The sequence below is a fragment of the Brevundimonas sp. P2_A6 genome, from assembly GCF_056404975.1.
The window spans coordinates 314,599-338,662 of sequence record NZ_JBFUCZ010000002.1 but is presented as its reverse complement, the minus strand read 5'-3'; the positions used below and the strand labels follow the sequence as shown (position 1 = coordinate 338,662).

Genomic DNA, 24,064 nt, shown 5'->3' with positions numbered 1-24,064 from the left:
TCGGTGGAACCGGGGTCGTTCGTCCGGGTTCCGTTGACCGGGCGGACCACCGGTGTCTAATCGGTCGGTTCACGGCGAAAATGCCGGTTCAGGAAACAGGGTCCGGCGACGAAACGTCGGACCGAAGGGTTGGAAATGCGGCTTCGCGTCGTCATCGCCGGGCTTTTCGTCACCGCCGCCCTCTTGGGCGTGGCGGGCGAGGCGGCTGCGCAATCGCGATCGCGGGCACCGGCCGTCAGCCTTTCGGAAGCGAGTGCGGCGCGAAACAGCGTCGCCTCCGCCGCTCCGCGTCGGGGTCTGCGCTGGAACTCCAATGGCCGCTGGGGCCTTGATTTCAACCTGAACCAGCCGGTCGGCCGCGACACCCGGTGGGGCGACGTGGAGGCGGGAGCCTATTATCGCCTGTCGCCGTCATTGCGCGTCGGGGCCGCCGCCGGCCTGGCGCCGGCCGAGCAGGATCCGGCCCGCGCGCCGGAAACCGATCGTCGCGCCCAGCCGCGCGTGCGCCTCGAGACCCTGTTCCGCTTCTAGGGGCCGAACGCTTCGGCGATGCCGGAGACGGCCGCGACTCCGGCCGCGCCCGTGCCCAGCAGCGTCTCCACGTTTTCTGACGTCACCCCGCCCAGCGCGAGGACCGGCCGATTGAGCGCGACGCCGACCAAGGCCTCGATACCGAGGGCGTTTCTGACGGACGAGGCCCCACCCGCCGGAAAGATCGGAGACAGGACGACCGCATCGACGTCCCGTGCCGCCAGAGCCGCCTCCACCGAATGCACGGCCCCGGTCAGAATCCAGTCAGGCCGTCGCCCGGAGACGGCGTAGGCCGCCGACAACGCCCGCTCGGGCAGATGCAGGCCGTCCGCGCCCACGGCCTCGGCCAGCCCGCTGTCCATGCCGATCAGCAGGGCGATGCCGCGCGAGGCGGTCACGGCGCGAAGTCGGTCCGCCGTGTCGCGCGCATCGTTCGCGCCGAAGGACCGATAGACGACGCCGGAACCCGCCGGCATGCGTTCGGCGACCTCCCACGGGCGCGGGGTCCGGTCGGGATCGGTGAAGAACAACAGGGGCGGAACCCGCGAGGGGGCACCCCCCCTGACAGAGGCCGCCGCGCGGGCTAAGGCCTGGGCATTGGCCCACAGTCGCGCGGCCGCTTGCTTCAGGGGGGGCGCGCCCATCATCACCGGCTTAGTCATGACCGCCTCTATCCCCGCTTCCGCCTCCGCGTCCAGCGAGCCCGGCTTCGAGCAACGACTGGCGGCGGTCCGCACCCGGATGACTGCCGCGGCGAAGTTGGCCGGCCGCGATCCGTCGTCGGTCACCCTGACGGCGGTTTCCAAGACGCAGCCGCCCGAGGCCATCGATGCGGCCCTGGCGGCGGGCGTGCGGGTGTTCGGCGAGAACCGGGTGCAGGAGGCGCAAGGCCGCTGGCTGGATCGGCGTACAGGCTTGCCGGACCTCGAACTGCGCCTGATCGGGCCGTTGCAGTCCAACAAGGCCGAGGATGCGGTCGCGCTGTTCGACGTCATCGAGACGCTGGACCGCGAGAAACTGGTCGGGGTCCTGGCTTCGGCGGCGTCCAGGGTCGGGCGCTCGCCGCGCCTGCTGGTCCAGGTCAATACCGGCGAGGAACCGCAGAAGGCCGGGGTCGCGCCGCGCGACGCCGACGCCCTGATCGCCCTGGCGCGGGCGCAGGGGCTGGCGGTCGAGGGTCTGATGGCCATTCCGCCCGCCGACGAGGAGCCGATCCTGCACTTCGCCCTGCTGGCGCGGATCGCCGAACGGAACGGCCTGGAGGTTCTTTCGATGGGGATGAGCGGCGACTACGAGGCCGCGATCCGGCTGGGCGCGACCCATGTGCGGATCGGATCGGCGCTGTTCGGGGAACGAAAACCCGCCGATGCGCCCTCTAGTCTCTGATTTTCGTCCAATTTCCGGCACCGCCTTGGCGTTTGCCTCAAGCCTCGCCATTCTAGACAGATGCCCACAGCCAAGACCCTGCTCATCATCGACGACGACGACGACCTGCGCGAGGCGCTGGCCGAGCAGCTGGCGCTGCACGAGGAGTTCAAGACGGTTCAGGCCTCGACCGCCACCGAGGGCGTGCGCCTGGGTCGCGAGATCCGCGCAGATCTGATCCTGCTGGATGTCGATCTGCCCGACATGGATGGCCGCGAGGCCTGCCGGTTGCTGAGGAAGGACGGCGTCTCCACCCCCGTCATCATGCTGACGGCCCAGGATTCGGACGCCGACACAGTGCTGGGGCTGGACTCCGGGGCCAACGACTATGTCACCAAGCCCTTCCGGTTCGCCGTCCTGCTGGCCCGCATCCGGGCGCACCTGCGCAGCCACGAACAGTCCGAGGACGCCGTCTTCCAGATCGGCCCCTACGAGTTCCGACCGGCGGGCAAGATGCTGCTGGATGCGCGGGGCAAGAAGGTGCGGTTGACCGAGAAGGAGACCAATATCCTGAAATACCTCTATCGCTCGGGGGCCAAGGCGGTCTCGCGCGAGGAACTGCTGACCGAGGTCTGGGGCTATAACGCCGGGGTCACCACCCACACGCTGGAAACCCACATCTATCGCCTGCGTCAGAAGATCGAGCCGGAGCCGGGTCAGGCGCGGCTGCTGCTGACCGACGCGGGCGGCTACCGGCTTCAGCCCTAGTCCGGCTGTGCGACCCCTCCGACACTGGACGCCCCGGGCGGAGAGCGCGACAAGACGGCCATGAGCGGACCCCACACCCACGACGTGATCATCGCCGGCGCGGGCCTGGCCGGCGCGACCTTCGCCCTGGCCGCGTCGCAGGGCGGACTTCGCGTCGCCCTGATCGATCCCCAGCCGTTCTCGGCCCAGCTGGCACCCACGTTCGACGGGCGGTCGACGGCGATCGCCTGGTCCACCTTTCGCATGCTGGACGTGCTGGGTCTCGGCGAGGCCTTGCGGCCCCACGCCTGCCGGATGGACCATATCCTGGTGACCGACGGGCGCAGGCCCGGGGCGGCGTCCAAGGCCGCCTCCCCGGCCTATCTGCGCTTCGACGCCGATGAGGTCGGCGACGCGACGGGGGGCGAGCCCCTGGGCTATCTGGTCGAGAACCGCCACATCCGGGCGGCCCTGGCCGAGCGGATCGCGGCGTCCGACATCGAGCTGATGGCTCCGGCCTCGGTCGTGGCGGTGGAGACCGCCTCGTCGCGGGCGACGGTGACGCTGGCGGACGGAACGGTTCTGACCGCACCGCTGGTGATCGGTGCCGAAGGGCGGGGCTCGCTGGTGCGATCCGCCGCCGGGATCGAGACCGTGGGCTGGCGCTATGGCCAGTCGGGGGTGGTCGCCACCGTCCGGCTGGACCGCGACCACGGCAATGTCGCGCATGAATATTTCCTGCCCCACGGCCCCTTCGCCATCCTGCCCCTGACGGACCAGCGGGCCAGCCTGGTCTGGACCGAGACGACGCGGGCGGCCGAGGCGCTGCGCGATGCCTCGGACGAGGCGTTTCAGTCCCACCTGATGCGGCGGTTCGGCGAATTCCTGGGCACGGCGACGCCCGAGGGGCCGCGCTTCGTCTATCCGCTGGCGCTGGAGCTGGCGACGCGCCTGACCGCGACCCGCTCGGCCCTGATCGGAGACGCGGCGCACGGCGTCCACCCGGTGGCGGGTCAGGGGCTGAACATGGGGCTGAAGGACGCCGCCGTACTGGCCGAGGTGCTGGTCGAGGCCATGCGGCTGGGCGAGGACATCGGGTCGGACACCGTGCTGGATCGCTACGCCCGCTGGCGGCGGTTCGACATCATGGCCCTGGCGGCCGGGTTCGACGCCTTCGTGCGGCTGTTTTCCAACGACATCGCGCCGATCCGGCTGGCGCGGGACCTCGGCATGGCGGCGGTCAACCGCATCAGCCCCCTGCGCCGGGCCTTCATGCGCGAGGCGGGCGGGGCCACGGGCGACCTGCCCCGGCTTCTGAGGGGTGAGGCTGTTTAGAAGGGCGCTACCGCTCGGCTCGCGGAGCCTCGCTGCTTGAGCGCGTCCATACGACGGTCTGATCACCGGGTGAAATAGTAGTCCGCGACCTGGCAGACGTTGATGCCGCTGCGTCGCAGGACCTCGCCGTTGTCGAACTCGGCCCGGAAATCGTAGCGGCAGGCCCCGGAGCCGTCGTCGACGGTCATCACGATGCTTTCGCCCGACGACAGGGTATCGGAGCCCAGAAGGTCCGCGCCCCAATCGCCGCCGCCGGAACTGGCGGCATAGAAGTATGTCATGGTCCAGCCGGTCTGATTGTGGACCCTGACGTCGCGATTGTAGCTGTCCTGAGACTGGCGCGCCGCCGGGGGGGTCAGGGGCCGGGACACCCTTTTAACGGCGGCGTCGGCCGCGCTCTGGCCGCCCAGTGACACCAGACCCGCCAGCACGATCGCGGCCAGCGTGGCCTTTTGCTTCGCCGACGGTGATTTCATTGCCATGTCGGAACACTCTGCAGGACCGAGCCCGGGTGCCCACGACCCACGATCGGGGATCAGTGTGCCCAACCCGCGCCCCTAAATCACCTGATGCGACCTGACTCAGGTGTCGCACCCGCCTGAATCGCATCAAGGCCTTGCGGGGCATGGCGACTTTCCCATATCCCGACCAGCCCGAGAGACCCCGCCGATCGTGGGGTTTCACGGGAAACGAACCCAACCTGTCGATCCTGCCTTCTGGTGGGGCGGCGCAAACAAAACGGGGGCGGTCACGCGCGGCGCTTAGCTTGAGAAGGCCGCCGCATCGCCCGCCAGACGGAGAAACGTAAGGCTCATGGCCAAGATTATCGGTATCGACCTCGGCACCACCAACTCCTGCGTGGCCGTCATGGACGGCAAGAACCCCAAGGTCATCGAGAACGCCGAGGGCAACCGCACCACCCCGTCGGTGGTCGCGATCCAGGACGGCGGCGACACCCTGGTGGGTCAGCCCGCGCGTCGTCAGGCGGTGACCAACCCCGCCAACACCTTCTTCGCCATCAAGCGCCTGATCGGCCGCAACTTCGACGACCCCGTCGTGGCCAAGGACAAGGGGATGGTCCCCTATGAGATCGTCAAGGGTCCGAACGGCGACGCCTGGGTGCGCGCCAACGGCAAGGACTATTCCCCGCAGCAGATCTCGGCCTTCACCCTGATCAAGATGAAGGAGGCCGCCGAGGCCTATCTGGGCGAAAAGGTCACCCAGGCCGTCATCACCGTCCCCGCCTATTTCAACGACAGCCAGCGTCAGGCGACCAAGGACGCCGGCAAGATCGCCGGCCTTGAAGTCCTGCGCATCATCAACGAGCCGACCGCGGCCGCCCTGGCCTACGGCCTGGACAAGAACGACGGCCAGAAGATCGCCGTCTATGACCTGGGCGGCGGCACCTTCGACGTCTCGATCCTGGAGATCGGCGACGGCGTGTTCGAGGTGAAGTCGACCAACGGCGACACCTTCCTGGGCGGCGAGGACTTCGACGTGCGCCTGGCCGACTACCTGGCCGACGAGTTCAAGAAGGAACAGGGCGTCGACCTGCGCCAGGACAAGCTGGCGCTGCAGCGCCTGCGCGAAGAAGCGGAAAAGGCCAAGAAGGAGCTGTCCTCGACCAGCCAGTACGAGGTCAACCTGCCGTTCATCACCATGAACGCGTCGGGTCCGCTGCACCTGAACATCAAGCTGACGCGCGCCAAGCTGGAAGCCCTGGTCGACGACCTGATCCAGCGCACGATCGAGCCCTGCAAGAAGGCCCTGGCCGACGCGGGCCTGAAGGCGGCCGACATCGACGAGGTGGTTCTGGTCGGCGGCATGACCCGCATGCCCAAGGTGCAGGAGGCCGTGAAGGCGTTCTTCGGCAAGGAGCCGCACAAGGGCGTGAACCCCGATGAAGTCGTGGCTCTGGGGGCCGCGGTTCAGGCCGGCGTGCTGCAAGGCGACGTCAAGGATGTGCTGCTGCTGGACGTGACCCCGCTGACCCTGGGCATCGAGACCCTGGGTGGCGTCTTCACGCCGCTGATCGAACGCAACACGACCATCCCGACCAAGAAGAGCCAGGTGTTCTCCACCGCCGACGACAACCAGTCGGCCGTGACCATCCGGGTCTTCCAGGGCGAGCGTCCGATGGCCGCCGACAACAAGATGCTGGGTCAGTTCGACCTGATGGGCATTCCACCCTCGCCGCGCGGCATGCCGCAGATCGAGGTGGCCTTCGACATCGACGCCAACGGCATCGTCAACGTCTCGGCCAAGGACAAGGCGACCAACAAGGAACAGTCGATCCGTATCCAGGCCAACGGCGGCCTGTCGGACGCCGACATCGACAAGATGGTCAAGGAAGCCGAGGCCAACGCATCGGCGGACAAGGCCAGGAAGGACCTGGTCGAGGCCCAGAACGCGGCCGACAGCCTGATCCACTCGACCGAGAAGGCTCTGGCCGAACACGGCGACAAGGTCGGTGCGGACGAGAAGTCGGCCATCGAGACCGGCCTGACCGAGCTGAAGGCGGCCCGCGACGGCACCGATCCGGAAGACATCCGGACCAAGACCAACACCCTGGTCCAGGCGTCGATGAAGCTGGGCGAGGCGATGTACGCCCAGAACGCGGCATCGGGTGGTGACGACGCGCCCGCCGACGACGGCGTGGTCGACGCGGAGTTCGAGGAAGTCTCCTCGGACGACGACCAGAAGAAGAGCGCCTAAGGCGCATGTGCGGTCCCTGCCTGCTTGTGGCGGGCGGGGACCGTGTCTTTCATGAAACTTGCATCCGCCCACCCGGTGCCCATGTCCATCATGGGACGCTGTTCCGCTTGCATGTCCGCAAAAGAGACGTGAACGGAATGTCCGGGGCTGGCTTTTAGGATATCTGCGCATGGCGCGTGATTATTACGAGGTGCTGTCGGTCGAGCGGACCATCGACGCCGCCGGCCTGAAATCCGCCTATCGCAAGCTGGCGATGGAGCACCATCCCGACCGCAACGGCGGATCGGAGGAATCGATGGCCCGGTTCAAGGAGATTTCCGAGGCCTATACGGTCCTGTCGGACGACCAGAAGCGCGCCGCCTACGACCGGTTCGGCCATGCGGGCGTGAACGGCGGCGGAGGCGGGGGCCAGCAGGGCTTCCACGACGTCAACGACATCTTCAGCCAGGTCTTCGGCGACGCGTTCGGCGACGTCTTCGGCGGGCGGCGCCAGTCGAACGGCCCGCGCCGGGGATCGGACCTGCGCTACGACCTGGAGATCACGCTGGAGCAGGCCTATCAGGGGGCCGAGGTCGATATCGCCGTGCCCACCACCGCGACCTGCGACACCTGCGAAGGTTCGGGGGCCAAGCCGGGCACCCAACCCAAGACCTGCACGACCTGCGGCGGGGCCGGTCGGGTTCGGCAGGCGAACGGCTTCTTTCAGGTCGAGCGGACCTGCCCCGGCTGCGGCGGATCGGGCCAGATCGTGGACCCATGCGTCACCTGTCATGGCCACGGGCAGGTCCGAAAGACCCGCAAGCTGGCGCTGAAGGTGCCGGCCGGCGTGGACGACGGCTCACGCATCCGTCTGTCGGGCGAGGGGGACGCGGGGACGCGGGGCGGACCGCGCGGCGACCTGTATGTCTTCCTGTCGGTGACCTCGCACGACCTGTTCGAGCGCGACAATCTGGATCTGCTGGTCACGGTGCCCGTGCCGATGACGGTCGCGGCCCTGGGGGGCGAGATCGAGGCGCCCTGCCTGATCTCCGAGGCCTGCGACGGTCAGTGCAAGGCCCCGGTATCGGTCCCCGCGGGTGCCCAGACCGGCAAGACCGTGCGGATCAAGGGCAAGGGCATGCCGCACCTGAACGGCCGTCAGCGCGGCGATCTGGTGGTCGAACTGTTCGTCGAGACCCCGACCGATCTGACCGCGCGCCAGAAGGAGCTGATGCAGGAACTGGCCGCTTCGTTCGGCGACAGCCAGAACCCCCGGAACTCCTCTTTCGCGGGCAAGGCCAAGCGGTTCTGGGCGGATATCCTGGGGGCCGAGGACACCAAGACGTCTCGCGAAAACGTCCAGTGACGGCCAGCGCATGAGTGAGCTGTTCCATGTCGGAATCTCCGGCGCACGCGGCAAGATGGGCCGGGCCGTCGATCAGGTTCTGGATGCCCGCAGCGACGTCATGGTCGCCGCGCGCTTCGACTGGGGCGAGACGCCGGACCTGTCGCGCTGCGACGTGGTGATCGACTTTTCCACTGCCGAGGCTTCGGTCGCCCTGGCGAGCGCCTGCGCCCAGACCGGCGGACCGGCCCTGGTGATCGGTTCGACCGGCTTCTCGCCCGAGCAGGACGCGGCCCTGGCGGCGGCGGCGGAGAAGATCGCCATCGTCCGCAGCGGAAACTTCTCGCTGGGCGTCAACATCCTGATCGGTCTGGTCGAACACGCCGCGCTGCGTCTGGACGCGCGCGACTGGGACATCGAGATCACCGAGGCGCACCATCGGCGCAAGATCGACGCCCCGTCCGGCACGGCCCTGATGCTGGGCGAAGCGGCCGCCAACGGGCGCGGCCGGGATCTGATTGATCTGCGCAGCCCGCCGTACGACGGCGTGGGAGAGGCGCGCGAGACGGGCAGGATCGGCTTTTCCTCGATCCGCGCGGGCGGCATCGTCGGCGAACACACGGTGCTGTTCGCCTCCGAGGACGAAGTCCTGACCCTCAGCCATTCGGCCATCGATCGGTCGCTGTTCGCCAAGGGGGCCGTCGCCGCCGCGGCCTGGGTGCGAACGCGCCGAGCGGGTCTCTACGACATGCAGGACGTGCTGGGGTTCAGGCAGGCATAGCGCCTGTGTCGCTTCGCGACGCGCTAACGCTCGCCACGCGGTCGCTCGCTGCTTGAGCGCAGTTTTCTCTGCGTCAGGCGACCTTCTCGAACTCCAGAAACAGCGGCTCGGTATCGCCCAGCTTTTTCTCTTCATATCGCGTGACGACGTGATCGGTGGGGGCGACGCGCCAGTCCGAGGCCTCGTCGGCCAGCCAGATCAGGTCCGGCGTCGCCAGCATCCGCTCCAGCGCCCAGCCCGCATAGTCCTTCCAGTCGGTGACGAACCGCAGGCGTCCGCCGGGTTTCAGCACACGGGCCAGGTCGGCGGTGAAGGCGGGCTGGATCAGGCGGCGCTTGTTGTGGCGCGCCTTGTGCCAGGGGTCGGGGAACAGGATCATGATCCGGTCCAGCGAGGCGTCCGGCAGGGCCTGGACCACCGCGCGGGCATCGTCGTCATGCAGGCGGACGTTCTTCAGATCGCCCTCCTCGACATGGCGCAGGGCCGAGGCGACGCCGTTGATGAAGGGCTCGCAGCCGATCATCAGGGCGTTCGGATGGGCCGCTGCCTGGGCCGCGAGATGCTCGCCGCCGCCGAACCCGATCTCCAGCCAGGCCTCGGTCGCCTGAGGCATCAGGGCCGCGACATCGATCGGACCGGCCGACGGATCGGGCAGGCGGATGGTGGGCATCAGGGTGTCGAACAGGGCCGCCTGTCGCGGCTTGACCGCACGCGACTTGATGCGACCGAACGAGCGCAAGGGCGCGTCGGGGCTGCGGGGTTCGGACTGTTCGGATCGGGGGCGCGAGGCGGGCATCGGGGCTGTCTAGAGCCTGATCGTGCCGGAAAGAAGAGCATCCCGGCCCCGTCGCGCGACGGGGCCGGGATGAGATAGATCAATAGGCGCGGATGCCGTCGTCGTCCACGGCCACGCCGTCGATGCCGCAGTAGTCGATGACGTCGGCGAATTCCGAACCGTCGGACAGGGTCACGGCGGTGGCGTATTCGCACTCGTCTTCGTTCGGGTTGAACGTCATGTACAACTCGTCACCGCTTTCGATGACGTTGTTCGGGATCAGGTCCTCGCTCCAGCTGTCGTCGTTCTTGGCGACCAGGTGGAAGGTCACGATCGTCGAGGACGAGTTGTTGTACAGGGTGAAGGTGTAGTCGTCCTCGTCACCGTCCTGGGCCATGGCGGAGCCGCCGGCGGCGATCATCATCAGAGCGCAGACGGCTGCGCCGAGCATCTTTTTCATAGTCGAATTCCCCAGCCCGAGCGGAGATCGCCCGGATCAGCCGCACAAAGGCGCTGAGACGGGTCTGTCGTCAAGCGTCGCGATCCCCACCGGGGCACCGAGTCAGGAACCGTCAGCGCCCCATGGCGGGCGGTTCGGCCCCTGCGCGCGGTCGCGCGGGGGCCGAAGCGACAGGGTCAGGCCAGCGCCTTCAGCTGATCGACCAGATCGGTCTTCTCCCAGCTGAAACCGCCATCCGCATCCGGCGTGCGGCCGAAATGGCCGTAGGCCGAGGTGCGGGCGTAGATCGGCTTGTTCAGGCCCAGATGCTCGCGGATCGCGCGCGGCGTGGCACCGCCGATCAGGCCCAGGATCTTGTCTTCAAGAACGGCCTCGGTGACCGCGCCCTTGCCGGTGCCGTGCAGGTCGACGTGGATCGACTGGGGCTTGGCCACGCCGATGGCGTAGGAGATCTGGATGGTGCAGCGATCGGCCAGACCCGCCGCCACGACGTTCTTGGCCAGGTAACGGCACGCGTAGGCGGCCGACCGGTCGACCTTGGTGGGGTCCTTGCCGGAGAAGGCGCCGCCGCCGTGGGGGGCCGCGCCGCCGTAGGTGTCGACGATGATCTTGCGACCCGTCACGCCCGCGTCGCCGTCGGGCCCGCCGATCTCGAAGATGCCGGTCGGGTTGATGTGCCAGACGGTGTTCTCGTCGGTGAAGCCTTCCGGCAGCACTTCGAGGATGTAGGGTTTGACGATCTCGGCCACCTGTTCGGACGACAGGCCGGCGGCGTGCTGGGTCGAAAGCACGATCGAGGTGGCGCGGACGGGCTTGCCGTCCTCGTACTGGATGGTGACCTGGGACTTGGCGTCCGGCTCCAGCCGGGTCTCGCCGCCGTGGCGGACCTCGGCCAGACGCTTCAGGATGTTGTGGCTGTACTGCAGGGTGGCCGGCATCAGCTCCGGCGTCTCGTTCGAGGCATAGCCGAACATGATGCCCTGATCGCCCGCGCCTTCATCCTTGTTGCCGGCGGCGTCGACGCCGACCGCGATGTCGGCCGACTGGCCGTGCAGGCGGTTGATGAACTCGAACTTCTCCCAGTGGAAGCCGGCCTGCTCATAGCCTATGTCCTTGACCGCGGCGCGCACGGCGGCCTCGATCTCGGCCTCGACGCCGGGGGCCCAGTTGCCGGCCGTGTCCATCACGCCCTCGCCCCGAATCTCGCCGGCCAGCACCACCAGATTGGTCGTGGTCAGGGTTTCGCACGCCACGCGGGCATACGGGTCCTTGGACAGGAACAGATCCACGACGGTGTCGGAGATGCGGTCCGCGACCTTGTCGGGATGGCCCTCGGAAACGCTTTCCGAGGTGAACAGGAAGGAAGAACGGGACAAGGCGATGCTCCGAGCAGCCCATGATGGGCGGGGTGGCGGGCAGACATATAAAGATATGCTTATATGTTCAAGTGAGGACGACAGCGGGCGCAGCCATGCCCTGGCGTCACGAACGGTCTGCCATGTCAAAGGAAGTGGTGCCGCTTAGGTGACTCGAACACCTGACCCCCGCATTACGAAATCCAGGGAAGAAGTTGGGCGTAGGCCATGCCACACCTGGGTTTGAGGGCCCTTTCGCCTTGCAGAAACCTGGCCGACCCACACCCTACCCAGACTGGCCGAAGCGGAGTGTTCGGACGTTCTAAGGTTGCGGCGCCTTCCCGTGGGCGAAACTGGAATTCCGACCTGCGCTATACCTGCAAAGCCGACCGTCGTCGGACATTCTAGACGGCGTATCGGCGCGGTGGCCATGCGATGATCAACACTGAACGCTCCTCGTGCATGTCCGCTTTCCGGCCCAACGGCTTTGACCGCTTTCGACCCATTGCGGACATTCGCAGTCTTGAGTCTCTAAGTCCGAGTCTGGCTCATCTCAGCCCTCCGGAACGTCTGCTTACCGGCTTCAAACGAAGATTGGTCTGACACCTGCGTCAAGCCGGAGGCGCCGACCGTTCGCAGGGAATGTCTCGCGAGGCGGCGTCCAACAGGCAGGGCGCGACGAACAGGTCGCCTCTCCAGGCGCCGCGCAGGGTTCGAGCGCCGACGACGAGCCAGAGAACCAACAGCGCCCCGACCAGTCCGAGGCCGAGGATGTTGAAGGCCGCAATCGGCAGCAGCGTCCCCAGCTTCAGGGTCGCGACGGAGAAGACGCCCAGTGGGAATGTGTAGCCCCACCAACCCAGGTTGAACGGCAGACCCTGGCGCAGGTAGCGCAGGGTAATCAGGACGGCCATCGCCGCCCACCACAGGCCATATGCCCACAACAGAAGTCCGCCGATCAGCCCGATCCCGCGCGCAGCGTCGCCATACTGGCCAAGGCCGTTTGCGGCGAAGATGGCGGGCGCGGCCTGACCCAGCACCAGCATCCCCAGAGCGCCGGTCCCGATTGGACCCAAAGACAGCCAGCTGGATGCCGCCATGCTGGCGTGCGGCAGTTTGTGGACGGCCATGCGCAGCACCAGGATGACCAGTATGCTCATCGCCAGCGGCACCGACAGGGCCCACAAGCCATAGCTGACCACCAGCACATCCAGCGCCGAAGAAGGATCGGCCAGATGCGGCGCGATCAACCCTCCCGTCACGGCGGCGACCTCTGCTGCGACGACGGGCAGGAGCCAGACGGCGGTCATCTGGTCGATCGTATGGGTTTGGCGCGTGAACATCATGAAGGGGATGGCGATCCCGCAGGCGACGGCCATTGCCACGTCGATCCACCACAGGGTTTCGGCCCAGGGCGCGACCCCGTCGCCCCAGCGCGCCAGGCCGAACGCCATCAGCCCGTTGATGATCGTCGCCAGCCCCATGGGGATGCAGCCGAAGAACATAGACACCACCGAGTGGCCGAAAATCCGTCGCGCGCCGTCGAAGAAGAAGATCCAGCGGGCCGCATAGAGACCGCTGAACAGGACGAAAAGTCCGATGTTGAACAGCCACAGCCCCTCCGCCACGATCTTCACGCCGGGGATCGTGACGGGCAGCTGGTTCAGCGCCAGCGCCAGTATCCCGGTTCCCATGGTGGCGGCGAACCAGTTCGGCGTGAATTGACGCACGACCTCGGCAGGGGACTGCAGATTTGCGAACGGATGAAGGCCGAAGGCGACGTCGCGGGCGTGGGTGTCGTGAACCATTGGGCAGAACTCCGAAGCGCGACCCGCGTCCTCGATCAGGAGCGTGCGCTGCCAGCCGACAATGAGCGCCAGCGCTCGGGTGTTCCAACGGAATGATGCGAACTGATTGATCGGCCAGAGCGAACGGTTTTCGGCAGCTCAAGAGGTCGGGAGCAGGCCAAGAAAGGTCTCGCCCGCCTTTGACCGATATCTCTGTTTGTGGCGTAGCAGCCAGAAAGGGCGCGCGGGCAGATCGAGCGGCAATAACGCCAGCTCGCCTGAGCGCAATCGGGCGGCGACGACCGTTCGCGATACGACGGTCGCCCCGACACCAGCCGCGACGGCGGCGGCCACCGCTTCGTTGCCCGGCAGCGTCATGGAGATGTCCAAATCTTCTACCGTCAGGCAGCGTTCGGCCAGAGCCGCCTCAAAGGCCGAACGGGTGCCCGAGCCGGGCTCGCGCAGGACCCAGGACAGGGTCTTGAGGTCGGGCGGACCGGCGCCGTCCTGGGCCATGGGATGATCGGCGGCGACGACCAGCACCAGTTCATCGTGATCCAGAACCGTGCGTGTCAGGACCGCTTCGTCCACCTCGCCCTCGACCAGCCCCAGTTCCGCCCGTCCGTCGATGACGGCCTGGGCCACGTCCCGGGTATTGCCGATGGCGACGTCGATGCGGATGCCGGGATGTCGAGCGTGGAAGTCTGCCAGACGGGCGGGAAGCCACCAGCCGGCGATGGTCTGGCTCGCCTGGATCGACAGCCGGCCCCGCTTCAGCGCGCCGAGATCATCCAGCGCATCCTCTGCCGCCGAGGCGCGAGCGATGACGGCGCGCGCTTCTTCCAAAAAGACCTGTCCCGCCGCGTTCAGGACGATGCTGCGGCCGACGCGGTCGAACAGGGCCACGCCATGCCGCCCCTCCAGCGTAGTGATCGCCGAACTGACGGCCGACTGGGTGAGGTTCAAAGCCTCGGCCGCGCGGGTGACGTGCTGCCGCTCGGCGACAGCGACAAAGATGCGGAGCTGGTCGAGCGTCATATCGGAAGCCTAAGGCGTCCGCCGGTCCAAGCACAGGGATCGTTCGATGGCGACGAACGTTCCGAGCGGAACTTCGCGTTGGCGGCGGGCGTGAACGGCGTCCAGGATCAGGCGATCATGGATGACCGCCGCATGACCTCACCGCTGAAACTCATTGCGCTCATGGCCGGATCAGCCCTCGCCGGGGCTGTGCTTATGGCCTTCGCCCAGGCACCCCGCTCCCCCTTCAATACGGAAATGGCCGAGGCCATGTCGCGCATGCACGCCGCGATGATGATCGCGCCGATCGGCGATCCCGACCGGGACTTCGCCGCCATGATGATCCCCCATCATCAGGGCGCGGTGGACATGGCGCGGATCGAACTCGCCTACGGCAAGGACGAGCCGATGCGCCGTCTGGCCCAGGGGATCATCGTCGAACAGACCCAGGAGATCGCCTTAATGCAAGGCTTCCTCGACCGCTCGGCCACCCGCCCGACGCCCAACGCGCCCGCCGCACCTCATATCGGACACTGACCCATGACTTTCGTTTCGAAAACGCCCTTCGCCATGGCCCTGGCCTTGATGGCGTCCCCGGTTCTCGCCGATCAGGTTCCGGGCGCGGCGGCGGCGCCCGCGATCCCGATCACCGGGCAGGACCGGTTCTATTCGGCCGACCAGTTCTCAAACACGGTCTCGGTGGTTGATCCCTCGACCAACAGCCTTCTGGGCGTGATCTCCCTCGGTGAGCCGACCCCGGCCAACCTCAGCCCGCTCTACAGGGGTCAGCTGCTGGTCCACGGCATCGGCGCGGCGCCGGACGGCAAGACGATCGCCGTGGTCTCGATCGGGTCCAACTCGGTCAGCTTCATCGACACGGCCACCAACACCGTCAAACACACGACCTATGTCGGACGCTCTCCGCACGAGGCCTTCTTCACACCGGACGGCAAAGAGGTCTGGGTCACGGTGCGGGGCGAGGCCTACGTTTCGGTGCTGGACGCCGCGACCTATCAGGAGACCGCCCGGGTCGAGACGCCCAACGGGCCGGGCATGACGATCTTCTCGCCGGACGGCCGTTATGCCTACATCTGCTCCAGCTTCAGCCCCGAGACAGTCGTGGTCGAGACTGCGACCCGTGAGATCGTCGGTCGGGTGGCCCAGGCCAGTCCGTTCTGCCCAGACATCGCCGCCACGCCCGATGGGAGCCAGGTCTGGATGACGCTGAAGGACGTGGGCAAGACGATGGTGTTCGACGCCCGTCCGCCATTCGCCGTGCTTCAGACGCTCGACACCGGCCCGCTGACCAACCACGTCAACATCGTGCGAAATCGGGATGGTCAGTTCGCCTATGTCACCGTGGGGACCGAGAACGTCGTCAAGGTTTTCCGCACCGACACCTTCGACCCCGTGACCGAGATCGCGGTGGGGTCGCTGCCGCATGGTCTGTGGCCTTCCGGCGACGGCTCGCGGATCTATGTCGGGCTGGAGAATGGCGACGGCGTGGCGGTCATCGACACCTTGGCCAACCGCGTGATCGCCACCGTGCCGATCGGCCAAGGACCGCAGGGCGTCACCTATGTGCCGCGTGCGGTCACCGAGGGTGACGGCAAGGCCAACCTCATGCCCCTGGGCACCGCCCGCGCCTCGCGTCAACTCGTCCTGACGGGCGACGGTGACGCCCGGTCGCAGGCGACCCTGTTCGAGCAGGGGCAGGTGCAGATGCTGCAGATCGCCGCCGCAGGCCTCGAACCCGGCAAGCCCTATGTCATCGCCTTCGCCGAGACGGCGGACGGATCGGGGATGCTGCAGCCTTTGGCGAAGTTCATGACCAATCCGGCCGGGTCCGCGGTCGTCAATGCCGTGGGCCCGATCCGTCAGGTGGTCGCCGCCGACGCCGGCGCACCCCGCCGTTGGCTGGTCATCGCCTCGGGCTCGCCCGAGGCGATCGGCCCGGTCGTCCAGAGACAGTCGGAATAGGACCGGCCGCATGCGTATCGACAAGTTCGTCCATAGCTGCCTGCGCCTGACGGTCGGTGCAGATCGACTGCTCTTCGATCCGGGCAAATTCTCGTTCGTCGACGGACGGGTCGATCCCGCTGTCTTTTCGGACGTCTCGACGATCGTCCTGACGCACGGCCATCCGGATCACATCGACCCTGATGCGTTGGGCAGGATCGTGCAGGCGAGTGGCGCAACGCTCGTCGGCAACGGCGAGGTCGCCAACAAGCTCAGCGAGAAGGGCCTGTCGGTCACGGTCTTCGAGGTGGGTGAACGGATCTTCGGCGCGTTCCGACTGCAGGCTCAGGCGGTCGCGCATGAGCCCATCCTGTCGGACGAGAGCCCGCAATTGACCGCCTTCCTCGTCAATGACGTTTTCCTCAACCCGGGCGACAGTTTCGACAGCCGTCTGGATCGATTCGTGGGCGTGGAGGTGCTGGCCCTTCCGGTGATGGCGCCCTTTCTGACCGAGCTCACCGTCCATGCCTTCGCCAAGCGGATGAAGCCGAAATCTGTCATGCCGGTCCATGACGGCTACGCGCGCGACTATTTCCTCAAGCAGCGTTACGACGTCTACGAGCCCTATCTGGACAAAGTCGGGATTAAGCTGCACCGGCCGATGACGCCCGGAGACGGGTTTGACGTCGCCGACCAATGACGATTGACGAAGCCTCCGTCTCCATCGGCTTCGCCTGACCACGCAGATTTATCTTGGTCAGTTGCACATGTGACGTCGCCTTCCTGGCGCGAGTTCAACTTCCGCTTCTGGCGCTCTGAGGGCCGCTGCGCCTCTGCAAAGGCAATGTCCGCTAACCACCCATAGCGGACCTTGGAAGAGTCCGCTTCCTGGCTGCGATACATGATCGCCGTTGCCCTCTACCAACATTCCAGAGGACGCCCCAGCATCGAAACGACGATCTGGAGGCCGAATGAAAGCCGTCGCCTACTACCGCGTCAGCACGGCAGCACAGGGGCGAAGCGGCCTCGGTCTGGATGCTCAGAAGGCCGCCGTTGCGGACCTCGCTCGCCAGCGTGATCTGACCCTGTTGGCGGAGTTCACAGAGGTCGAAAGCGGAAAGCGCAACGACCGTCCGACCCTCGCCCGCGCCTTGCACCATGCCAAAATCACGAACGCCGTTCTGGTCATCGCGAAGCTGGATCGTCTATCGCGGAACGCGGCCTTCCTGCTCACCCTCCGAGACAGCGGAGTCAGATTCCTTGCCGCCGACGTACCCGACGCAAACGACCTTACCATCGGCGTCCTTGCCGTCATCGCCCAGGCCGAACGTGAAGCCATTTCCCGTCGCACCAAAGAGGCGCTCGCGGCAATCAAACAGAAGATTGATGGTGGTGAGATCCACGTTTCGGCGCGGTCTGGTCGTGCTGTGTCGCGACTTGGCAATCCCACAGGCGCAGCGGCGTTGGGGCGTCACTGTGGCGACCTTACCTCGGCTCGTATTGCAAAGCGTAACCTCGTTTTGCGGTACAGACAGGAGTTGGCGTGTGTGGTCGAGAGCATCAAGGCAGCGGGCCATTCCAGCGCTTACGCCATCGCGGCTGAACTCAATCGGCGCGGCATCGCATCGCCTCGGAACGGCAAGTGGTATCCATCCACGACGATGGCGCTACTCGCCCTTCTTTGAGCCGCGCAATGCACCGGAGCGGTCATTCAACGATCGGCAAAAACATGACATCAGCCACGCCCTCTATTTGAGGAAACAAGCCCCACGGCCTCAGCGTAATCACCAGAAAGGTAGGGTTTAAACCGCCATCGGATCAATCGTCGACTATGTGCCAAGCGGCAAACTCTACCTCTGAACAAGCCGTGGTCGGCGAGCACGCTCACGACTCCGGGCGGGCGTCCGGCATGACTCCAGTTTTGATATACTGCGACCAGTCATGATGCTGGTGGATGAACGCCCAGAAGCTGCTAGCTAACATGGCGATTGCGATGGCAAAAAACGCCCAAATAACGAACTTGCCCCACATAGTGTTGGGCGCGTCATCGGCCTTTTGGGTCTTAATCAGCCAAGTGAGCGACCAGAACGTCAGCAGTAGGTAGCCGACCGCCAAAGCCAACATGGACATGTCGCCGCTATTGTTCGCCAGCATCACCGCGTAGGCGAGAGCGGCGACCACGGCTGTCCGCTTTAAGACCTCAAAGAGGAAGCTGAACATTTCCTCTGTGTTTTGGCCGTGACTGGTCGGTTGCCGACCTCCAGCCAAGCCCAAATACGGCGCTTCCTACCCATCGCATTACCCTGCCCTTGATCGCCCTGAATGGGCTCCGCAACTGCTAGGTCCTTTCGGGCCAGAGCCGTGATAGTCACCCTCGCGTCGCGAACGGCGCCCCACGCGTCATCGAGCTCTTCCTCCAAGCTGTTCTTCTGTTGCCGGAGGGCTCGATCCATCGTGTCGATGGCATCGTTGAGTTCGCTGCCTAGCAGCCACCTCTGGCCCTCGACGCTCCGCATCATGGCTGTCCGCGCTTTCGTCTTTTGCTTGCTCAGTTCTGCGATCCGCTCGGGCGTCAAATCCCGCCGCTCAATCGCTGCCTCGAAATGCGTCCCGTAGTAGTCGAGCCAAACAAAGAGCGCCTCAAGGATCGTGGTGTAGGCGTTCGCCTTTCGCTCCCAGATGCGCTCTTTGTAGAACCGCTGGAGGGTGGGGCTGGCGGCCAGTGACACGGCCAGCCAAGCCACCACAATCGACACGACCGCGCTGACGCTGAGTTGGATAGCCAGGGTGGTCTGCCCTTCGGTCATCTACCCACGGTAGCCGTGTCCGCGAAGCCAAGCTACACTGCTGGCGAACAGGGTTGCATTTGTACCGGCTATGACGACCAACAGCCCTCAGAAGCCCTATCCGGCTGGTTTCATTAAGCAACTGCGGGACCAGATCGCCATCGTGGTCGAGACGCAGTCGGCCAACGAAGTTCCCTCGTTCTGCCTTCGCTTTGGCCTCAGGGCTGGGGATCGGAATGAGGCGATGGGCGGGAAGCAGAAGTATGCCAAGGCGCGCCTCCTTGAGCTGCCGAATGACAGGGTGGTGCAGATCGCCCGCGATATCGCTCAGGAAGAGGGTGATGAAACCCTCGCGCGGCTCTTGGATGTGATCGACACCAAGCCCATGCCTCCGTTGCCTCCGGGTCTCCAGCCTCAGCGCCGAACCTATTACGCGGAGAGGAACGGAATTGGGCCGGCAGGTGGGCGACTGGATCTTCCGACCATCAAGACGCTCTTCCTGTCCGAGTACACGCGCTTGGAGCTGGCAGGGTATTTCGCGGAGCACTTCGGCTTCTGGTGCATCGACGAGCCCGACAGGATTGAAGGGCTGCTAGGCGCAGACATTGGCGCTCGAATGCTATTCAGCCTCAACAAGCCCAATCTCTGGCCTATCGAGAAACGGTTCGAGAGCTACTCCGAGGACGACCTTTTCAGCGTCATCGAGTACCTGTTCGACCACGTCTCCAAGCCCACCAGCGGGCAGATGCACATGCAGCTCGGTTGCGGGATGCACTGGCAGACCTTCAAGGCCGGGCCAGGTCAAACCGAGTTCCGCGACACCATTAACGTGCTGCTGGATCGCTACAGCGAGGGCTATGAGCTTAGCCCCACGGGCGAGATCATGGAGCGGGCGCCCATGGGGACTGAGAACCTCGTGAACGTCTCGCTGCCGCACGGCGACGCCAACATCCAAGATCGCGTTCAGTCAGCCATCACCAAGTTCCGCAAGCGGCAGTCCACGCCCGACGACAGGCGCGATGCGGTGAGGGACCTCGCTGACGTGCTGGAGTACCTGCGTCCGCAGGCCAAAAAGGTGATGACGAAGAAGGATGACGGTGCGCTTTTCGACATTGCGAACAACTTCGGCATCCGTCACCACAACGCCGACCAGCAGACCGACTACGATCGGAAAATCTGGCTCAGTTGGATGTTCTATTTCTACCTCGCGACCATCCACTCCATCGTGCGGTTGATCGAGAAGGCAAGCGGCCTTTCGCAGCCGTCATAAAGGTCGGAACAGTACCGCTAGCCGTTACAAACGGCTCAATGCACCAGCGACATGGACCGCGACATAGCTGGTATAACGATATTCAACTAAGCCAGCGCTCCAGACCGAACCAGCGCAGCCGCTACCTCGACCGTCTGCGTCTGATCTAAACACCCGATACTGAAGCTGCCGACCGATCCCAGACCAGTCCTGCATGCGCTAAGGGCCACCGGGTTCCTAAGGGGCTGCAGAGGGTATTAACTGATCTCCTCACTGCGTTCGTCGATGCCCTTCGGGCGTCTCTGATGATATTTGAATATTATTTCAATCACTCTCAGAGCTCTCTAATGCCTTTCAGACACACTTAATAATCAAGGTCTGACAGGGGTCTGACCGAGGGCTGAATTATCAGGGTTCGCTGAGAGGGGCCTGCCCGTGTGGGTTATGGCTTATCCCCGGCATCTAGTCGGGGGCAGTATCTCTGGATCAGGGAATTATGGTGTTCAGGACATCGACGTTGTCGAGGTCCAGCAGGGATCTGACGCCCTTGTATATGTAGCCTTGGCCGCCCGAAAAATCGTACAGGTCACAAGCGTCTTGACCGTCTCGGCGGCGATATTTTGGGTCGCCTTCGATCCAGGTCTGGATGATCAGGTCGGGTACGGCGACAGGGCAGGGGTTGGTCTTCAACGACAACGACCCCTCTGGCACGCCGACCAGCATGTGGGTGTGAAGGCCGCCGTTAAGGGTCGTCTCCTGGGTCGCCAGCGTCGCTAGTCGCATCTTCTTGCCGTCTCGGCTTCGCCCATAGTGATTGCCGAACAGCTTGGCGTTCACCCGGTGCATCGTCTGGCCCACTTCGGCTGAGAACCTCATCGGGTCGAAACGCCGGTTCATCGTCAGCGTGACGAAATAGCGGTCGGGGCAGCCCTGGATGAACTGCTCGACGTGCCGGAAGCGTAATCGGGGATCGTTGCGGGCGAAGGTGGGTGGAACGGTCATGAGGTATGGGTGCCCACGGGACACGCGGACATGATGGTGGGTGATGATGTGGGGAGGGTAAGACGCACGGGTATAGGGCCGCACGAGAGTGGGTTATTGAAGTTCTATTGTGGAGATTTGGACGAGTTTAGGGGCTCGTTTTATGCGAATATTATACTCGAAAAACCGGCTAATCGCCAGCTCTAAGAATGCTCTTTCCGGCTTCGTGAGCGCCTGGGATCGTCGGGCCGCCGACACTCACATCGCCGAGCACAGCGCCGGTTGAGTCCATGTGAACTACGGTGTTCGACCCCCGCAGTGCGAGATACAAATCGCCACCTGCGTGGAATTCTATGTGGTCGATAAGTTCTCGGAGGCTGTTGGCAGCCTTCACTCGGGCGTCTCGCCGCTCATCGGTGCGTTCGCCGCTGATCAAATGTTGAACAGCTTGCACCCGTCCAACATGAAGCTCTGGCGTCGTCGATCCTCTAGCCGTCGCAAGCCTGACGGCAGTGTTTTGAAGCTGCGACTCCAACCGCTTCACCTCGGCGCTCGCCGAAAGCCACCGTTCTCGGACATCCATATCGCCTGTCTCAGCGAATAAGTCCAAAAGGCGAGCAGCCTTATCCTTCTCGCTCCCGAACTGACGGAGAGCCCGGTGTTCCTCTTCCACCAAAGCGGTCAGGGTCAGGGGGCGTTCAAAAAAACGGTCACTCAGTGCTGCGTTGAGAAATGCTGCCAGTATTCCCTTTTCCAATGGCTCATAACGGAAATGCCTTCCGTTCCTGCACGATAAGCCCCGGCTGCGACCCGAACAACTCAGGTAGCTGGCTCTATGCTGGACTGAAGCCTTACCATTTCGGACCCTAACGCCCTCACCGGTTTTCATCTGAAAAACCATGGAACCTTTGCAGTGACCGCACCTGGTGAGACCCGTGAGCAGATTATTTACATCGCCCCGCTGACCGTTGTTCCCTGGACGGATCGCCTTCATGCTCCGAACGGCCGCCCATAAGCTTTCGGACACCACCGAAGGGAAGTAGCCTTGTATAGGATCGCCAACCTTCGAGCGCTTGGTCTCGCCCCTTGGCTTTGAATGCGGCTGATACTCTCCGACCACCGCGGCATTGGTCAGAATTTTTTGGACGTAGCTGGGATGCCAGCCAGCTGCTTTGCTCTTGCCCCTCCCCCACGTCGGAACGCCACGCCTGTTTAGGTCCGTAGCGATTGACCGCTTGCCTTCACCCCCCACCGTCCTCTCAAAGATTTCGACGACGATGGAAACACGGGCCGGAACGGGAACGAACTTTCGGGTAGCCGCATCGAGAACAAGCCATGCGGGACAGACTCCCGTTAAGGGAAGCAGATCGTTGCCTTCCAAGCGCTCCCGCTTGATCCTCCAACTAGCTGCTAGGCGTTCGCTCTTGTGCTTGCTTTCTTGGTGCGCTCGAAAAGAATTGAACACCAATGCCATGAAACTTATCGGGTCGGCATCGATCGAACTGGCACTTATCGATTGGCCATCATTTGCCGTGGCAATCGTAACGCCAAGATTGGTGACCCTTTGAATGAAGGCTACCACCTGACTTGGCGGCAGCCTGCTGATGCGGTCGAGCTGCTCCACGACAAGAACGGAATCCCTGCCGATCGCACCCTCTTCAATTTTTCGGACGAGGCGGCCGAGATTGCCTGAGCTGATATTGGTCCCGGCGTAGGCGCTAGATCCCTCGTCGACGACCATCTCCGTAAGCTGCAGCTTTTGCGACGTGCAGTATCCACGGATAGCTTGAAGTTGACGATCTAGCGTACTGCCCTTGCCCTGTTCGAGGGAACTCCATCGTGCGTATCCGATCGCTAGCATACCTCCGACCATACCCAAAAAATCGTCATGTCAAAGAAATAACCTGCTGTTCGTCGGCCCGCCGGGGTCGGGCAAGTCGATGATGGCCCAGCGCCTGCCGGGCTTGCTGCCGCCCCTGACCCCGACCGAGCTTCTGGAGACCTCGATGGTCTGGTCGGTCGCGGGGCTGATCGAGCGCGGGGCGCTGACGCGCGAGCGGCCGTTCCGGTCGCCGCACCATTCGGCCTCCATGGCCGCCCTGACCGGCGGGGGATTGCGCGCCAAGCCGGGCGAGGCGTCACTGGCCCACAACGGCGTGCTGTTCCTGGACGAGCTGCCCGAATATTCGGCCCAGGCGCTGGATAGTCTGCGGGCGCCGCTGGAGACGGGCGAGATCGTGGTGGCCCGCGCCAATGCCCATGTCCGCTATCCGGCCCGGTTCCAGCTGGTCGCGGCCATGAACCCCTGTCGGTGCGGGCTGGGCGGCGCGGGCAAGGGGGCGTGCGGCAAGGCCCCCCGGTGCCAGCGCGACTATCAGAACCGCATCTCCGGCCCGATGTTCGACCGCATCGACCTGACGGTGGAGACCCCGCCGGTGACCGCCGCCGACATGGCCCTGCCCAGTCCGGCCGAAGGCACGGCCGAGGCCGCCGCCCGTGTCGCCGTCGCCCGCGCCATGCAGGAAGACCGGGTGAGAGAGGCGGGGCTCGACCCCATGCAGGCGCTGAATGCCCGGGCGTCGGGCGAGGTGCTGGAGCGGTTCGCCACGCCGGACGAGGCGGGGCGGGCCCTGCTGATGCGAGCGGGCGAAGCGGGTGGCCTGACCGCGCGCGGCTGGACGCGGACGCTGCGCCTGGCCCGCACCATCGCCGACCTGGAAGGGTCGACCGGCGTCCTGCGTCGCCACATCGCCGAGGCCCTGATCTATCGACGGTCCACCGTGGGGGCACAGGGCGACTTCGAACGTCAGGGTGGCGGTCGGGCAGCGATGCCGGCGTGGTGAAGCGATAGGCCGTCGTTAACGCCTTTCGCCCACTCTGCCGCCTGAGTGGAGGCG

At 65.1% G+C, this 24,064-nt stretch carries 23 protein-coding genes and 1 pseudogene; 13 read left to right on the top strand and 11 right to left on the bottom strand.

Translation table 11 applies throughout. The annotated features are described in order from the left end of the window. Positions 1-135 precede the first annotated feature (135 nt). A complete protein-coding gene (locus AC1DW4_RS07130) occupies positions 136-531 on the top strand; it encodes an NtrZ family periplasmic regulatory protein (protein ID WP_477016553.1) in 396 nt (131 codons plus the stop codon). Here AC1DW4_RS07130 and AC1DW4_RS07125 read toward each other — a convergent pair. Then, positions 528-1,193: a thiamine phosphate synthase gene (locus AC1DW4_RS07125; protein ID WP_477016552.1), complete on the bottom strand. Its 666-nt coding sequence runs from the start codon at positions 1,191-1,193 to the stop codon at positions 528-530. The genes AC1DW4_RS07130 and AC1DW4_RS07125 overlap by 4 nt on opposite strands. Between AC1DW4_RS07125 and AC1DW4_RS07120 the strand changes: the two genes are divergently transcribed. From AC1DW4_RS07120 to AC1DW4_RS07110, 3 genes are read left to right on the top strand one after another with little or no spacing between them, the layout of a single operon-like run. After that, positions 1,192-1,917 carry a YggS family pyridoxal phosphate-dependent enzyme gene (locus tag AC1DW4_RS07120; RefSeq protein WP_477016551.1) on the top strand — a complete coding sequence of 242 codons (726 nt, stop codon included), beginning with the start codon at positions 1,192-1,194 and terminating at the stop codon, positions 1,915-1,917. The genes AC1DW4_RS07125 and AC1DW4_RS07120 overlap by 2 nt on opposite strands. Positions 1,918-1,977: 60 nt before the next feature. Next, positions 1,978-2,664, top strand: a complete 687-nt coding sequence (locus AC1DW4_RS07115; protein ID WP_477016550.1) for a response regulator transcription factor — start codon at positions 1,978-1,980, stop codon at positions 2,662-2,664. A gap of 60 nt (positions 2,665-2,724) precedes the next feature. Next, positions 2,725-3,978 carry a UbiH/UbiF/VisC/COQ6 family ubiquinone biosynthesis hydroxylase gene (locus AC1DW4_RS07110; protein ID WP_477016549.1) on the top strand — a complete coding sequence of 418 codons (1,254 nt, stop codon included), beginning with the start codon at positions 2,725-2,727 and terminating at the stop codon, positions 3,976-3,978. A 62-nt stretch (positions 3,979-4,040) separates the two neighbouring features. Here the strand turns inward: AC1DW4_RS07110 and AC1DW4_RS07105 are convergent, their stop codons facing one another. After that, the gene (locus tag AC1DW4_RS07105) at positions 4,041-4,460 is read right to left on the bottom strand and encodes a hypothetical protein (RefSeq protein WP_477016548.1); all 420 of its coding nucleotides are present in this window, start codon (positions 4,458-4,460) and stop codon (positions 4,041-4,043) included. A gap of 331 nt (positions 4,461-4,791) precedes the next feature. On the opposite strand from AC1DW4_RS07105, the gene dnaK reads away from it, so the two are divergent. The 3 genes from dnaK to dapB all read left to right on the top strand — a co-directional run bounded on the left by dnaK (position 4,792) and on the right by dapB (position 8,798). After that, positions 4,792-6,693 (top strand): molecular chaperone DnaK, encoded by a 1,902-nt coding sequence (gene dnaK, locus AC1DW4_RS07100; protein ID WP_477016547.1) that lies wholly within the window; start codon positions 4,792-4,794, stop codon positions 6,691-6,693. Positions 6,694-6,862: 169 nt separating this feature from the next. Continuing rightward, positions 6,863-8,038 carry a molecular chaperone DnaJ gene (gene dnaJ / locus AC1DW4_RS07095; RefSeq protein ID WP_477016546.1) on the top strand — a complete coding sequence of 392 codons (1,176 nt, stop codon included), beginning with the start codon at positions 6,863-6,865 and terminating at the stop codon, positions 8,036-8,038. Positions 8,039-8,048: 10 nt separating this feature from the next. Further along, positions 8,049-8,798 (top strand): 4-hydroxy-tetrahydrodipicolinate reductase, encoded by a 750-nt coding sequence (gene dapB, locus AC1DW4_RS07090; protein ID WP_477016545.1) that lies wholly within the window; start codon positions 8,049-8,051, stop codon positions 8,796-8,798. 73 nt (positions 8,799-8,871) lie between these two features. Here dapB and trmB read toward each other — a convergent pair whose 3' ends face one another. The 5 genes from trmB to AC1DW4_RS07065 all read right to left on the bottom strand — a co-directional run bounded on the left by trmB (position 8,872) and on the right by AC1DW4_RS07065 (position 14,213). Further along, positions 8,872-9,594, bottom strand: coding sequence for a tRNA (guanosine(46)-N7)-methyltransferase TrmB (gene trmB, locus AC1DW4_RS07085; protein ID WP_477016544.1), 723 nt, complete (start codon positions 9,592-9,594; stop codon positions 8,872-8,874). A 79-nt stretch (positions 9,595-9,673) separates the two neighbouring features. Then, positions 9,674-10,033: a hypothetical protein gene (locus AC1DW4_RS07080; protein ID WP_477016543.1), complete on the bottom strand. Its 360-nt coding sequence runs from the start codon at positions 10,031-10,033 to the stop codon at positions 9,674-9,676. Between the two features lie 176 nt (positions 10,034-10,209). After that, the gene (metK, locus tag AC1DW4_RS07075) at positions 10,210-11,409 is read right to left on the bottom strand and encodes a methionine adenosyltransferase (protein WP_477016542.1); all 1,200 of its coding nucleotides are present in this window, start codon (positions 11,407-11,409) and stop codon (positions 10,210-10,212) included. Positions 11,410-11,999: 590 nt separating this feature from the next. Continuing rightward, the gene (locus AC1DW4_RS07070) at positions 12,000-13,196 is read right to left on the bottom strand and encodes a TDT family transporter (protein ID WP_013268665.1); all 1,197 of its coding nucleotides are present in this window, start codon (positions 13,194-13,196) and stop codon (positions 12,000-12,002) included. Positions 13,197-13,334: 138 nt separating this feature from the next. Beyond that, on the bottom strand, positions 13,335-14,213 hold the full coding sequence (locus AC1DW4_RS07065) for a LysR substrate-binding domain-containing protein (protein WP_013268666.1): 879 nt from the start codon (positions 14,211-14,213) through the stop codon (positions 13,335-13,337). Between AC1DW4_RS07065 and copM the strand changes: the two genes are divergently transcribed. From copM to AC1DW4_RS07045, 4 genes are all read left to right on the top strand, one after another. After that, entirely contained in the window at positions 14,163-14,729 is a 567-nt protein-coding gene (copM, locus tag AC1DW4_RS07060) for a CopM family metallochaperone (protein ID WP_280990774.1), read from the top strand. The two genes, AC1DW4_RS07065 and copM, sit on opposite strands and share 51 nt — an antisense overlap. Before the next feature lie 3 nt (positions 14,730-14,732). Beyond that, positions 14,733-16,172: a YncE family protein gene (locus tag AC1DW4_RS07055; protein ID WP_013268668.1), complete on the top strand. Its 1,440-nt coding sequence runs from the start codon at positions 14,733-14,735 to the stop codon at positions 16,170-16,172. A 10-nt stretch (positions 16,173-16,182) separates the two neighbouring features. Beyond that, positions 16,183-16,851, top strand: coding sequence for an MBL fold metallo-hydrolase (locus tag AC1DW4_RS07050; protein ID WP_477016541.1), 669 nt, complete (start codon positions 16,183-16,185; stop codon positions 16,849-16,851). A gap of 271 nt (positions 16,852-17,122) precedes the next feature. After that, positions 17,123-17,836 carry a recombinase family protein gene (locus AC1DW4_RS07045; RefSeq protein ID WP_477016540.1) on the top strand — a complete coding sequence of 238 codons (714 nt, stop codon included), beginning with the start codon at positions 17,123-17,125 and terminating at the stop codon, positions 17,834-17,836. A 199-nt stretch (positions 17,837-18,035) separates the two neighbouring features. Here AC1DW4_RS07045 and AC1DW4_RS07040 read toward each other — a convergent pair whose 3' ends face one another. Next, on the bottom strand, positions 18,036-18,371 hold the full coding sequence (locus AC1DW4_RS07040; protein WP_477016539.1) for a hypothetical protein: 336 nt from the start codon (positions 18,369-18,371) through the stop codon (positions 18,036-18,038). Next, complete coding sequence (locus AC1DW4_RS07035; RefSeq protein WP_477016538.1) at positions 18,344-18,958, bottom strand: hypothetical protein; 615 nt, start codon at positions 18,956-18,958, stop codon at positions 18,344-18,346. The genes AC1DW4_RS07040 and AC1DW4_RS07035 overlap by 28 nt, the downstream gene beginning before the upstream one ends. A 70-nt stretch (positions 18,959-19,028) precedes the next feature. Here AC1DW4_RS07035 and AC1DW4_RS07030 point away from each other — a divergent pair, with 70 nt between their 5' ends. Next, a complete protein-coding gene (locus AC1DW4_RS07030; protein WP_477016537.1) occupies positions 19,029-20,207 on the top strand; it encodes a hypothetical protein in 1,179 nt (392 codons plus the stop codon). Between the two features lie 465 nt (positions 20,208-20,672). Here the strand turns inward: AC1DW4_RS07030 and AC1DW4_RS07025 are convergent, their stop codons facing one another. Next, entirely contained in the window at positions 20,673-21,188 is a 516-nt protein-coding gene (locus tag AC1DW4_RS07025; protein ID WP_477016536.1) for a hypothetical protein, read from the bottom strand. 169 nt (positions 21,189-21,357) lie between these two features. After that, positions 21,358-23,028: a recombinase family protein gene (locus tag AC1DW4_RS07020; protein ID WP_477016535.1), complete on the bottom strand. Its 1,671-nt coding sequence runs from the start codon at positions 23,026-23,028 to the stop codon at positions 21,358-21,360. A gap of 37 nt (positions 23,029-23,065) precedes the next feature. Here AC1DW4_RS07020 and AC1DW4_RS07015 point away from each other — a divergent pair. After that, positions 23,066-24,010 (top strand): annotated as a pseudogene (locus AC1DW4_RS07015) (ATP-binding protein); the annotation flags it as partial. Between the last annotated feature and the right edge of the window lie 54 nt (positions 24,011-24,064).